At 40.9% G+C, this 13323-nt stretch carries 16 protein-coding genes; 12 read left to right on the forward strand and 4 right to left on the reverse strand.

The genetic code is table 11. The features are described from left to right. The first annotated feature begins 42 nt into the window (after positions 1-42). The 8 genes from VK664_RS05210 (at position 43) to VK664_RS05245 (ending at position 5783) form a co-directional block, all read left to right on the forward strand. Complete coding sequence (locus VK664_RS05210) at positions 43-381, forward strand: hypothetical protein (protein WP_461397560.1); 339 nt, start codon at positions 43-45, stop codon at positions 379-381. Positions 382-423: 42 nt separating this feature from the next. After that, the gene (locus tag VK664_RS05215; protein WP_461397561.1) at positions 424-741 is read left to right on the forward strand and encodes a hypothetical protein; all 318 of its coding nucleotides are present in this window, start codon (positions 424-426) and stop codon (positions 739-741) included. Positions 742-950: 209 nt separating this feature from the next. After that, positions 951-1940 (forward strand): alpha/beta hydrolase, encoded by a 990-nt coding sequence (locus tag VK664_RS05220; protein WP_461397562.1) that lies wholly within the window; start codon positions 951-953, stop codon positions 1938-1940. Positions 1941-2050: 110 nt separating this feature from the next. Continuing rightward, a complete protein-coding gene (locus tag VK664_RS05225; RefSeq protein WP_461397563.1) occupies positions 2051-2803 on the forward strand; it encodes an SDR family oxidoreductase in 753 nt (250 codons plus the stop codon). Between the two features lie 225 nt (positions 2804-3028). Further along, positions 3029-3217 (forward strand): hypothetical protein, encoded by a 189-nt coding sequence (locus VK664_RS05230; RefSeq protein WP_461397564.1) that lies wholly within the window; start codon positions 3029-3031, stop codon positions 3215-3217. A gap of 53 nt (positions 3218-3270) precedes the next feature. Further along, positions 3271-3990 (forward strand): alpha/beta fold hydrolase, encoded by a 720-nt coding sequence (locus VK664_RS05235; protein WP_461397565.1) that lies wholly within the window; start codon positions 3271-3273, stop codon positions 3988-3990. Positions 3991-4234: 244 nt separating this feature from the next. Then, positions 4235-5170 (forward strand): bestrophin family protein, encoded by a 936-nt coding sequence (locus tag VK664_RS05240; protein ID WP_461397566.1) that lies wholly within the window; start codon positions 4235-4237, stop codon positions 5168-5170. 112 nt (positions 5171-5282) lie between these two features. Continuing rightward, positions 5283-5783, forward strand: coding sequence for a hypothetical protein (locus tag VK664_RS05245; protein WP_461397567.1), 501 nt, complete (start codon positions 5283-5285; stop codon positions 5781-5783). Between the two features lie 5 nt (positions 5784-5788). Here the strand turns inward: VK664_RS05245 and VK664_RS05250 are convergent, their stop codons facing one another. The 4 genes from VK664_RS05250 to VK664_RS05265 form a co-directional block, all read right to left on the reverse strand. Continuing rightward, positions 5789-6778 carry an aldo/keto reductase gene (locus VK664_RS05250; RefSeq protein ID WP_461397568.1) on the reverse strand — a complete coding sequence of 330 codons (990 nt, stop codon included), beginning with the start codon at positions 6776-6778 and terminating at the stop codon, positions 5789-5791. 64 nt (positions 6779-6842) lie between these two features. Further along, the gene (locus tag VK664_RS05255; RefSeq protein WP_461397569.1) at positions 6843-7700 is read right to left on the reverse strand and encodes a helix-turn-helix domain-containing protein; all 858 of its coding nucleotides are present in this window, start codon (positions 7698-7700) and stop codon (positions 6843-6845) included. 263 nt (positions 7701-7963) lie between these two features. Beyond that, positions 7964-8329, reverse strand: coding sequence for a DUF488 domain-containing protein (locus tag VK664_RS05260; protein WP_461397570.1), 366 nt, complete (start codon positions 8327-8329; stop codon positions 7964-7966). A gap of 16 nt (positions 8330-8345) precedes the next feature. Beyond that, positions 8346-8555, reverse strand: a complete 210-nt coding sequence (locus VK664_RS05265; protein ID WP_461397571.1) for a DUF3606 domain-containing protein — start codon at positions 8553-8555, stop codon at positions 8346-8348. Positions 8556-8734: 179 nt separating this feature from the next. Between VK664_RS05265 and VK664_RS05270 the strand changes: the two genes are divergently transcribed. From VK664_RS05270 to VK664_RS05285, 4 genes are all read left to right on the forward strand, one after another. Beyond that, positions 8735-9523: a helix-turn-helix domain-containing protein gene (locus tag VK664_RS05270; protein WP_461397572.1), complete on the forward strand. Its 789-nt coding sequence runs from the start codon at positions 8735-8737 to the stop codon at positions 9521-9523. 69 nt (positions 9524-9592) lie between these two features. Further along, positions 9593-9979, forward strand: coding sequence for a hypothetical protein (locus VK664_RS05275; RefSeq protein WP_461397573.1), 387 nt, complete (start codon positions 9593-9595; stop codon positions 9977-9979). A gap of 16 nt (positions 9980-9995) precedes the next feature. Further along, positions 9996-10673, forward strand: coding sequence for a sigma-70 family RNA polymerase sigma factor (locus tag VK664_RS05280; RefSeq protein WP_461397574.1), 678 nt, complete (start codon positions 9996-9998; stop codon positions 10671-10673). A gap of 170 nt (positions 10674-10843) precedes the next feature. Continuing rightward, positions 10844-13312, forward strand: coding sequence for an ABC transporter permease (locus VK664_RS05285; protein ID WP_461397575.1), 2469 nt, complete (start codon positions 10844-10846; stop codon positions 13310-13312). The last annotated feature ends 11 nt before the right edge of the window (positions 13313-13323 follow it).

Genomic DNA, 13323 nt, shown 5'->3' on the forward strand with positions numbered 1-13323 from the left:
ATAAAATTATTGTAAAGATACACCAGTACTAAAACTATTGTAATGATACACCAGGAAAAACTGTTGATACCGATACAGGTAATACCCAATCCCGATTCAATTGGTGAAATAGTCGCAGGTCTCAAAACGCGGGGTTACCAGCTTAAGTTCAGAAGAGAAACAACCTGTGTCAATTGCATAGAATTGAACCGCTGGATTATGCCCGATAGTTTCATGGTAGACGAATATTACCATTTCGAAGATACTTTGAATACTGACAGAGACAGAACGCTCTATGCCATTTCTTCAATTGACGGACTCAAAGGTTTTCTCATAGATGCATGTTTCGTTTATGAAGACAACATTAGCCCGGAAATGACACAAAAACTACAATTCGAATAACCTTGGGAGAATACAAACAATCAAAGTTAAAACTAAAATATTATGCAAAATTATGAATCACTGGTCGATGCTATGGATGATCTCAGGAAAAGAGGTTATGAAGCCGACTTTGAACCGCAGTCAGATTGCCTGTACTGCAGCAACCTGGATTTGCGGCTAAACGAAGAAGAATTTCATATAGACGAAGTCTACCATTTTGAAGGAGATTCCAGGACTGGAGATAACGCCGTCGTCTATGCGCTAACTGCTCCTGGTGGAGTAAAAGGCACCATAGTGGACGGGTATGGCGCATCCTCAGAAAGCACCGGTGTTGATATGATAAAGAAGCTGCAAAATCACCCGACAATAGCAAGCGGCTAACAAGTAAAAAATTATTCCATCATGAAAATCATTTTCCAATAATCACGGCACTCACAACACTCACAACACTCACAACATTCACAACACGCACAACACTCACAGCACTCCCACATTCACAACACTCACAACATTCACAACATTCACAACACTCACGGCACTCACAACATTCACGGCATTCACAACATTATTCATATTTAAAAACAATATTTATGGCTCAGCCCAAACAAACACTAAAAGCCGAAAACGATCCACGCATTTTTAAAGAAATAAGAGGGTTCCTGAAAGTACTTAATTCAGGTACAGGTAAACCTATAGAACAACTGAGCCCCGCAGATGCGCGAAAAGTGCTGGTTGATGCACAAAATTCAACCACAGTTGATTACTCAGGTATTGAAGAATCTGAGAAAATGATAAACCAGGACGGAGAAAATCTCAAGATACATATCACAAAACCAATAGGCGCCGGTCCAGGTGCGCCGGTATTCATTTTTATACATGGTGGGGGATGGGTATTGGGAGATTACCCGACACATAGGAGATTAGTAAGAGATCTTGTTGTGGAAAGCGGGGCTGATGCAGTCTTTCCAGACTATACTCCATCTCCCGAAGCCCGTTATCCTACCGCCATTAATCAGATATATGCTACTATAAAATGGGTGTCCGGGCATGGAGATGAAATCGGGGTGAATGGAAAAAATCTTGCTGTTGTTGGCAATAGTGTAGGTGGAAATATGACCGCATCTGTCGTTCTGATGGCAAAGGAAAAAGATGGTCCGTCAATAAAGCTCCAGGTATTACTGTGGCCGGTAACTGATGCAGATTTTGAAACCGGTTCATATAAAGAACTGGGTGAGGGAAGGTTTCTGTCAAGAAACATGATGATCTGGTTTTGGGATAATTATTTGCCCGATAAAAATGCACGGAAAGAAATCTACGCCTCACCGTTGCAGGCAACTTTGGAACAATTGAAAGGACTTCCGCCCGCCTTAGTTCAAACTGCAGAAAATGATGTGCTGCGCGATGAAGGCGAAGCGTATGCGAGGAAATTAAATGAAGCCGGGGTTGCTGTAACATTAACCCGGTATGGTGGATTGATTCATGATTACGGTTTGTTGAATCCAATAGCAGAAACTCCTGCTATTAAAACGGCACTATTGCAGGCGGCAACTATTATCAAAGAAGCATTGAAACTTTCATAGCAGGATAAACAATGAAATCAACCTGGGTTTTTTAATACAGTTTTTGAATACTTATCAATCATATAGGCACTTAGTAAACCAATCATAAAATAAATTAAAAACACAAAAAAATGAAAATCGTAGTAATCGGCGGTAGCGGACTTATTGGATCAAATCTCGTAAACAAGTTTCGCCAGCTTGGTCACACAGTGATAGCGGCATCACCGAATTCAGGTATTAATACAATTACTGGTGAAGGCCTTGATGAAGCTGTTAAGGACGCAAATGTTGTTGTTGATGTTTCAAATTCGCCATCATTTGAAGACAATGCAGTTCTGGCGTTTTTTCAAAAATCAACCAATAACCAGGTGACTGCAGAAACTAAAGCGGGTGTACAGCATCATGTTGCAGTATCGGTGGTAGGTGCTGAACGTTTGCCGGAAAGTGGTTATCTACGTGCAAAACTTGCGCAGGAAGAACTGATCAAAAAATCCGGTATTCCGTATACGATTTTGCGTTCCACACAATTCTTTGAATTTGCTGCGGGTATAGCAAAGTCGGGCACAATGGGCGAAGAGATTCACATATCAACAGGTGCGGTACAACCAATCGCTTCTGAAGAGGTAGTAAATGCATTGGTGGAAATTGTACTTGGTGGACCCTTAAATACTACTGTTGAAGTCGCAGGTCCGGTACGTATGCCGATGTATGAATTTATTCGCTACTACCTGGATGCTACAGAAGATTCACGTCACTTGATAGCGGATGAGCATGCCCGTTATTTCGGAACCGAATTGAATGATGACGCGCTTGTACCAGGCGAAAATCCACGTCTTGGAAAAATTAAATATGAAGATTGGTTCCGCACCCAGTTAGTTAGTTAGTTAGGTAGTTAGTTAGGTAGGTAAAGTTTATTCGATCAGTGCCTTCGTAACGAAGATGACGGGTGTCAGCTCGTTGAGGCGGCTGTAAGGGGCTTGCACTTTCCACCCGTTCGTGCAAGGGACAACCCCAAGTCGGCGCGGTGTCCCCGTGAAAAACCGATCAGCTACACAGCGATACGCCAGGCAATAGGTATTCTTATTTTCTAATGATAAAAAGGATTTAACATGAATACAATCCTTTCTCCTCAAAAAGGAGATTCCTACAAAGAGGTGACTTTGCCAGAAGGAATCCAGGAAAGCATATATCCGGATCAGCACGAAATAAATATAACTGATGGCGGTGAGTTCCTGGATGATGGCATACGAATGAAAGATCAGCCGTACGGGGAAACAACCGTGAAGGAAAATGAATAAATCTTCACAAACCTCAGTTAGAGCTAAATTTTAAAATCAAAAAACAAAATTTTATGTTATCACAAAATGAAGAATCTCAACCAAACAAAAAAGGGATAAAGAACGTGGTATTTGTACATGGTGCCTTTGCGGATGGCAGCAGCTGGTCGAAGGTCATCACACAATTGCAGGCTAAAGGCTACAACGTTATTGCTGCTCAAAATCCACTCACTTCGTTCACTGATGATGTTGCTGCGGCCAGGCGTGCCATAGCTCAAATGGACGGCCCCGTACTGCTGGTGGGACACTCCTATGGTGGAATGGTGATTTCCGAAGCGGGAAAAGATCCAAAGGTAGCCGGATTGCTTTACATTGCTGCATTGGTTCCAGAGGAAGGACAAAATGTTAACGACGTTAATGCAGCGATGCCACTAACAGGTGTTGGACCGGAGTTCCAGCTCAGTCCCGAGGGCTTTTTATCTTTGTCTTTGAAAGGTATCAACGAGTTTTTTGCCCAGGACGCTTCACCTGAAGAAAGAAAAGTAATATACGCTACACAGGTTGACTGGGCTGAATCAGCCACCCATGTGAAAGTGTTCAGCCCGGCATGGAAAACCAAACCTTCCTGGGTTATCGTCGCAGCAAAAGACGGAATGATCAACCCTGATCTTCAGCGATTCAAAACGAAGTTGATCAATGCAACCACGATCGAACTTGCATCCAGCCATGTTCCAATGATTTCCCAACCAAACAAAGTAGCGGATTTCATCATCAGTGCAGCCGGACAATTATAAGCCGGGGTAACTGGTTTATCCCATAATGATTATGCGGCCATCCCTGCTTAGCATTTTCAATTGTCAATTATCATTTTCAATTATGAATGAAAATGCATAACTCACCACTAAATAACTTCTTTCATAATTCATAACTCATAATTCATATCTCTCTTAAAATAATTCTCTTAAAGTGCATAGTGGAAAATCATATAAACTTTCGGAATTTCTTTTTTGGACGCGAAGAAGCATAATTTGGCTCCTGTTGTGGAGCATTATTACTACAGTCCTGTACCAGGTATTTGATTTAAAATGGATATCAGTTCCGTGGACGGTTGTGGCCTTGCTGGGTACGGCTACCGCTTTTATTGTTGGGTTTAAAAATGTACAAACCTATAATCGTACCTGGGAGGCCAGGACAATTTGGGGCGCTGCTATCAGCGCCAGTCGATCCTGGGCACTGATGTGCCGGGATTTTATCGGGGACGACAACAAGTCCAGGGAAATTATCTATCGACATTTCGCATGGCTTACTGCTTTGCGATACCAGCTCAGAGTGCACAGGAATTGGGAATCCACAAACAAATCATATAACAAAGAGTATAAACAATTTTATACTATTCCCGAACTGGAAACGCCCTTGGAAAAGGAATTATTGAAATACATAACAAAGGACGAACTGGAAATGATCATGTCCAAAAATAATAAGGCAGTTCAATTGTTAAGCTTACAAAGCACTGCTCTGACAAATCTTTATACAGAAGGCTTGCTGGATAATTTCAGGTTTATGGAAATGCATAGTGCGCTAAGAGAATTTTCCAACCACCAGGGAAAGAGTGAAAGAATCAAAAATTTTCCTTACCCCAGGCAATATGCCACCATAAATACGCTTTTTGTAAAACTGTTTTGCATTTTGCTTCCATTTTCCCTGCTGGGGGAATTCAGTAGCCTGAATGAAAATATTGATGGGTTTTTGAAAGGGAATATGGTTTGGTTTGTTATACCATTCAGCGTTTTGATCTCATGGGTATATACATCATTGGAACAGGTGGGTGAAAGCACAGAGAATCCATTTGAAGGTAATGCTAATGATGTTCCCATCTCACAAATGAGCCGGGCGGTAGAGATTGATATAAGGGAGATGCTTGGGGAGACTGATTTGCCGCCGGTTTTGCAGCCGCAAAACAATATCGTTTTATAATTAATTACAATAAGTCTATGAGCTGATTCAGTCGGTTCATAGAGATTGTTAGGCTGAAAATAATATTTTTTTATCTTCTGCGTTATTGCATTTAAATCAAAATCCAATCCAAATGAAAAAATTACTCATGGGATCCCTTGCCCTGACCCTTTTTTCCTGCGCTATTTTAATCTTCCAGGTTAGTTGTAGTAAAGATGCCATTGCCCAGGTGGCTGAATATATTTTGCCGGCGGCCAGTTCTACTAACCTTGGCGGTGTAATGATCGGCGACGGGCTACAGGTAACAAGTGCAGGGAAGCTTTCCGTGGTCACAAATGATAGCACCAATATTTCCCAAAAGAACATCATTCTTTTAGAGGACCAGCTTGATGGTTTTATTATCTGTAATTATGATGGGAGCGGCAAGAAAAAAATTCCGATTACCTTGCCTGCCGGACGCCAGCTGAATGGTACGAATGCCAAACTTTCACCAGATGGTACGAAGCTTTTTTTCGACGTGTATGAAAGCAGTACCGGGACAAGTTTTATTTATTCAGCTTCCATCGATGGCAGCAATATTACCCCGGTGATTTCCAGTGATACTCGTCCATACAAAATACTTGGAGCCTATTAATAGTGTTATCGGTTCAGGTGTTCCATAAATCTTTCAGGGTAGCGTGTGCCTGAAACAATTCCGGCAGGCATAATTGCTTCGATGCTTCCCAGGTCTTCACTGGTCAGTTGCACATTTTCGGAGGAGATGTTTTCTTCAAGATATTTTATTCTTTTGGTGCCGGGGATGGCAATGATATCCTCACCCTGCGCAAGCACCCATGCAATGGCAAGTTGTGATGCTGTGCAGCCTTTTTGCTTTGCAATCGTTTTTATTTTTTCCACCAACTCCAGGTTTTTGAAGAAGTTATCACCCTGGAAGCGTGGCATGTTGACGCGATTGTCTTTAAGATCTTCCGGTGTTTTTAATTCACCGCTTAGGAAGCCCCGGCTTAAGGGCGAATAGGCAACAAGCCCGATCCCAAGCTCGCGGATTGTTGGAAGCACTTCGGTCTCAATATCGCGGCTCCAGAGGGAGTATTCAATTTGCAAAGCGGTAATGGTGTGAACGGCAGCAGCCTTGCGTATTGTCGCTGTGGATGCTTCCGAGAGCCCGATGTAACGAACCACTCCTTTTTCAACTAATTCGGATAGCGCGCCGACTGTGTCTTCAACAGGCACTTTAGGGTCTACACGTCCCTGGGTGTAAAGATCGATATAATCAGTTTTGAGCCGCTGAAGACTATACATTACTGCATTTCGGATATAATCAGGATGTCCATTTACCGGCCCGTGTGCCATCGATTTGTTAGGGCCGGGAGCAATGAGTACTCCGGTCTTTACCGAAATAAAAGCTTTGTCACGTTTGCCTTTAATGGCCCGGGAGATGAGCTCCTCATTATGTCCCATCCGATAGTAATCGGCAGTGTCTAAAAAGTTGTGCCCGAGTTCAAGGGCTCTTTCAATAGTGGCTATGGATTCTTTATCATCGCTTTGTCCATAGGCGCCGGACATTCCCATACATCCTAATCCTACTGCTGATACAAGAGGGCCGTTTGTTCCTAATCTTCTGTTCATAATTTAAATTTTATTGTTGAACAAAGATGCCGAGAACATAAGAACAGGAGCCGGACAAATCATATTAGTCCCCTGACAAATCCTGCACGAACATGCTGATAGTTTTGCCGTTTACTTTTTTAAATAAACGGGCGAAGTATTCTGGATCGTTAAATCCAAGATCGTAAGCGAGTTCCTTGATGGAACTTTCCGAATAGTAGAGACGGCGTTTTGCTTCCAGCATGAGACGACCTGTAATAAATTCTTTAGGAGAAACTCCTGCATAGTGTTTAACAATGCTGTACAAGCTGTTGGTACCAACCGTGAGCTTTTCAGCGATATCGGTAACAGTTGTATGTTCGGTAAGATTATTTTCTACAAACAGTTTGAACCGGATATATGTAGACAGCCTGTTGTCTGCAGGGCTTTTATCAGTAGCAAAATAAGCTGCGTTGATTTCTGTAAAAAGGCTGTTGAGGTGTGCCAGGATTATGTCAGGACTTGTATCCATCGCGCTTAACAATTCCTGGAGAATTTCAAATACAGATTTCACCCTTGCCGCAGGTAAAGAAGAAAATTGAATCTTTTGCTTGTTAAAAGGGTTGATGAGGAAAGGATATTGTTTTGGTAGGAGGGATAGACAGTTTTCATCAAAACCTAGCTTGAAATAGTCGGTTCCTTTTTTTGTGGATGGAAGCTTGTGGATTTGGTGGGGGAGGATAAAAAGAAGTTCATTGTTTCTTATATCATATTCGTGAAGGTCTACGCCATGCCGGGTGAGGCCTTCTATCATAAAGATGAAAAAATAGTGTGACTTGCGGTGTGTGGGCCCATATATGCCAACTATTTCGGAAGCAAGGTGCCCGAATGTCGGTGAAATAAGACGGATACTGAGTTTGTTATTTTGTTTATAACGATGGAGGAATGATTCTGGATTTTGCATAGGTCAAATAGTAAATGATGTCACTCAAAAAGGTAAGTTACAGTTAATCCTGATCCAATCTATTTGCATTGATCAAGATTAATAATTTGTTGTCTTCCTTTTTTCATCATTATTTCGTCCAGTCATAAAGGAATTAATCTGCCTGCCTCTGCTTTTTTTTCATTTCCACTTAAAGAAAGGCAGAAGTTTGAAAAGGACATTTGATGTTTAGGCTTTTGAATTAAACAAGGTGATAAGCGTAAATTGAGTGCTGCCATGTTTTGTTAACTGTCAGCATATCGCTCTTGCAGGTACTTCTGTAACACTAAGGCATGATTATGATGTTCATCTTTTGCGGCGTATATAAGCGTCACTAATTTTTTATCTTTGTGTCTGTCCACAAAGACATCAACACCTTTATTCTTTTTTAGTTCAGATTTGTATTTTCTTTGAAATTCATTCCAAAATTTGGGGTCATGCCCAAACCATTTTCTTAAAGCAGGGGAAGGCGCTATGTCTTTAGCCCATTCATCAATTTCAATTACTTCGGTTTTTATCCCTCTTGGCCAGATTCTATCAACCAATATTCTAAACCCATCCTTTTTGAGAGGCCTGTCATAAGCTCGTTTTATTTCTATCAGGGGAGGCATAATATTTATCAGATAGTTAAGAGTTCTTTTTACAATGTTGAAGATATTTTCTGATTTCCTCCGTTGAATTCCCGACTTTGTTAATGATTGATAGAATGTTTTCCGGAGTAATGCCGAAGTGAATCGACCACCAGATTAATTCACCACAATTATTCTGATCTACTTTGGCCAAAGTAGCAGGTTTCTTCATTTGGATGCTCTCACTCATACCAGGCAAAATTACCATTAAATACGTTAAGACGTTTTAGATAAATAGACAAAAATTTGCTCATTCAGGCCAATCTTAACATCATGTTAATTTTGATAAGGCGCTCAGGCAGGAAGTAATGGGGCTCATTCTAATAATACTGACCGTCTTTAGTTATTCCAGCCAAATCGATTAACTTGCTTAAATAATTAATGTTAATGGGCTTAATTGCATTATTGCCTGAAATAAACAAACGACCTAACTCGGTATTTGTATTGCATGAAAAATCCGAAAAGTTAATTCCCGCTCATACTCATAATAAGGGGCAGCTAAGCTATGTTGAAGGAGGAATAGCGTACATTACCATTGCTAATAAAACTTATTTTGTTCCGGCACGCCACTATTTCTGGATTCCGAAAGGATTAAAGCACGTTCTTCGGATAGGACATTCTGCAACGGTTCTCCGGTCTTTGTATTTTTATGGCCTGGATGATCACACTAATCCGTTTTATAAAAGGCTGGGCATATACCCTGCAAGGGAGTTATTGATTCAAATGATTAACTACACAGAGCAGTGGGACGGGAAACATGTAACTATTAAAGACTATAATTTTGAATTTCTTATTTCATTGAAGAAGCTATTACCCGGGATAAGCAACAAGTCTTTGCCTATCATTTTGCCATTAACTGACGATGACCGCATGCAAAAGATCGTGAGGCATCTTGAGAAAAACATATCAGAACAACTCAGTTTAGAATCTGTAAGCAAAAAATTCAATCTTGGGAAAAGGTCATTGTCCCGTTTGTTTCAATCAACATTAAAAATTTCATTTTTGCAGTATCTGAAAACAGTAAGAATGATAAAAGCAATTGAAATCATTTTAAAAACAACTAAATCGATAAAAGAAGTCTCCTTTATGTGTGGTTATAGCGATATTGGTTCCTTTAGTAATGCTTTTTATCAATTTACACATTTCCGACCTTCAGACTTCAGGAAAACCAGGTAGAAATTCCCTGGCAATTGTAACCTTTTCATTGTTCACTGTCTCCATGAAAGTATACCAAACTTCAAAAAAATGGAAACAATCGCACTTAACCAACCAACAACGTCCACTTTCAACTTCCTGAAATTAACATATGGTATTGTCCCCATTGTTGCCGGGCTAGACAAATTCACTAATTTACTTACTGATTGGGAAAAATATCTTAATCCGGATCTTGCGAAATTGTTACCCTTTGCTCCCCATACCTTTATGATGATCGTTGGGGTAATTGAAATAATAGCCGGGTTTATTGTATTGGCAAAACCCGCCATTGGTGGATATATAGTAGCAGCCTGGTTAACATTAATTGCCTTTACATTACTGGCAAGCGGTAATTACCTGGATGTTGCTGTACGGGACCTGGTAATGGCTATTGGTGCATTTTCCCTTGCGCGGATGGCAAAATTTAACCCGGCATAAACAAACGATTTTCAGGATGGGAGAGTCGGAGCAATATACAGACATAGCAATCATAGAAAAAATACTGGCCGGTGAATCAGGGCTATTTGAAATCCTTATTCGCAGGTATAATGCGTGCCTGTACAAAACCGGCCGCTCTTATAGCTACCGGCATGAGGATACACAAGACCTGATGCAGGATACATTAATAGATGCCTATTTGAATTTGTCAACATTTGAAAACCGCGCATCCTTTAAAACCTGGATAATTAAAATAATGCTTCATAATTGTTACAGGAAAAAAGAGAAATTTAGTTTCAAAAATGAGGCAGCCACAGAATTAAATGATAATTCAATACCCGTGTTTTCAAAACAGTCAAATAGCGATACAACAAAGATGGTAGTGAACAGGGAACTTGGCTCAATCATAGAAAATGCCCTGCAACAGGTGCCATTGGATTACAGGATGGTTTTTTCTTTAAGGGAAATTAATGGATTCAATATCGCAGAAACAGCAGATGTTTTACAGATCAGTGAAACAAACGTAAAAGTTCGTCTCAACCGGGCAAAAACAATGCTAAGAAAGGAAATCGAAAAATCTTATTCAGCGGCAGATGTTTTTGAATTTAATCTTGTTTACTGTGATGCGATAACGGAAAGGGTAATGAATAAGATCAAAACGCTTCGTACAGAAAACAAAGATGGAAACATATAATTAAGTTCGTGATCAGGATCAACTGTCCTGATGAGGACGACCATTTAAGCTGGGAAATACGTAAATAGAACAAGGATCAAATGCCCTGATGAGGATCAAAACTAAAAATAAAAAAGCCCGGCTTAATATCCCGGGCTTTTTTACATTTGATTACTATAATAAGCCAAGCCATGCTAAAAAACTATATCAAAATTGCCTGGAGAACCATCTCCCGCAACAAATCGAATAGCATTATCAATGTCGCCGGACTGGCTATCGGAATCGCTTCCGTGCTGCTGATTGTTTTTTACATACAGGATGAGTTAAAATATGACCGGTTTTTTGAGGAAGCTGATCAGATCTACCAGGTCAATATGACCGGTAGCGATAATGGTAATGAATTCCTGACCGGCAATACGGCTCCTGCTGTGGGGCCGGCGCTGGTAGCCAGTTTCCCGGAATTGGAGACATTTGCAAGGATTTACCGTCCCGGTGATATTATGGTGCGTTACGAGGAAGGAAAAGAGGTGTTGAATTATTTTACTGAAAAGCGTATCCTCGCCGTAGACTCAAATTTTTTGCAGGTCTTCAGCTACCAGGTAGTTAAAGGTGATCCGGCAACCTGCCTCAATAAGTCAAATTCAATTGTTTTATCAGAACAAACTGCAAAAAAATATTTCGGTGAAGAAAACCCCATTGGGAAAATCCTGTTGTTTGATAATGATAAAACGCCATTTACTGTAACAGCCATCCTGCAAAATATCCCGGCTCAATCTTCTTTTCAATTTGATATGCTGGCACCTGTTTCATCTTATCCTGTAGTAAAAAAGCGAAGCTGGAACTGGTCATGGCTGCAGGTAAGTACTTATGTAAAATTGCGGGATAATGTGCCGGTAAATAAAGCAGCCATGGAAAACCTGGAGTCGAAATTCCCGGTAATGGTTAAGACGCATGCTTTTAAACGTGGACAATCATACGATGAATTTGTTAAAAAGGGCGGCAAACTTGAGTATCACCTGCAACCATTTACATCGGTGCATCTTTATTCGGCTGGTATGGGTACGGCTTCGCGTTTAACCACCCTGGGTGATATAAAATACATCCGGATCTTTTCCATTATAGCCCTTTTCATCATCATCCTCGCATGTGTCAATTTTATGAACCTGTCCACTGCACAGGCCGTAAAAAGGGCAAAGGAAGTTGGGATTCGCAAAGTGTTAGGTTCTCTGAAAAAGCAATTGGTAAAACAATTTCTTATAGAAGCTTTATTGTATAGTGCGATAGCAACAGTTGTGGCTTTGTTACTCGTTCTTGTTTTGATTCATCCTTTTAATGAAGTAACCGGTAAGGATTTTTCTTTCAGCCTGGTTTTTAGAAATTATACCTTGCTTTTTGTAACTGGGCTTTTTCTGCTTACTGGTCTTCTTGCTGGCAGCTATCCCGCACTATATCTTACTTCATTTAAGCCGGTGGTTGTGCTGAAGGGAATGAAGTTTTTCCCTTTAAAAGGTGGAAATAATTTTATCCGTAATGGTTTAGTAGTGTTTCAATTTACCGTCTCCATAGTCCTGATCATCGCATCCCTTGTTGTATTCGGGCAACTGGATTTTGCCAGGAATCAAAATCTTGGCTTGAATAAGGAAAGGGTAGTAGTCATCGCAAATACCGACCGTTTGGGCAACAGTGAAGAGGCATTCCGGCAGGAATTGACCAAACTTAAAGGAGTTGTAAGTGCAACCGTCTGTTCAAGCATCCCTACAAAAGTGAATTTCGGTGATAGTTATGTTGCTGGTTCATCTAATGGTGATGAACCGGTAGATACGGAGATCGGGCTTTCTTCATTTATGGTTGATGAAAATTTTATTCCGACCCTGCAGGTCCAGGTTTTAAAAGGAAGAAATTTTTCAAAGAATTTCCGGGATTCATCTTCAGTCATCTTAAACGAAACTGCTGCAGCTGAAATCGGATGGAAGGACCCGGTCGGTAAAGTGCTGAATTATCCCGGCAATTCACAAGTGTTTACCGTCATTGGTGTAGTGAAGGATTTTAGTATAGAATCGGTGCGCAATAAAGTGGCTCCCTTTGCTTTGTTTCATACTTCGTCCAATACTTATAATCTTGGACTTTCCTATGTTTCCGTAAGACTGAAGCCAGGAAGCGTTAGTGATAAACTAAAAGAACTTGAAGATAAATGGCAAAGCTTTGCACCGAACACACCATTCGACTTTAGTTTTTTAGACAGCGAGTTTGAGACGCAATACCGTTCCGAAGCAAGTATGGGAACGGTGGTTGGTATATTCACCGGTGTGTCTCTTTTTATAGCTTGTCTTGGTTTGTTTGGCCTGGCCACTTATACGGCGCAAAGACGCACAAAAGAAATAGGTGTTAGAAAAGTATTGGGGGCTTCAGTACAGGGAGTTGTCGCTTTGCTTTCCAAAGACTTTATCATACTGGTCTTGCTGGCTGCTTTTATTGCTTTTCCGATTGCATGGTGGAGTATGAATAAATGGCTGGAAGATTTTGCTTACCGGATCACCATTAATTGGAGTTTGTTTGTAACAGCAGGTTTGTCAGCGCTGGCAATCGCCCTGGTTACGGTGGGTTTCCAGGCTATCAAAGCGGCCATTGCCAACCCGGTAAAAAGTTTGAGAAACGAATAGCATCGCAATTC

Source organism: Flavitalea sp., from assembly GCF_035489435.1.
In the GTDB taxonomy this organism is placed as follows: Bacteria; Bacteroidota; Bacteroidia; order Chitinophagales; family Chitinophagaceae; genus DATHKG01.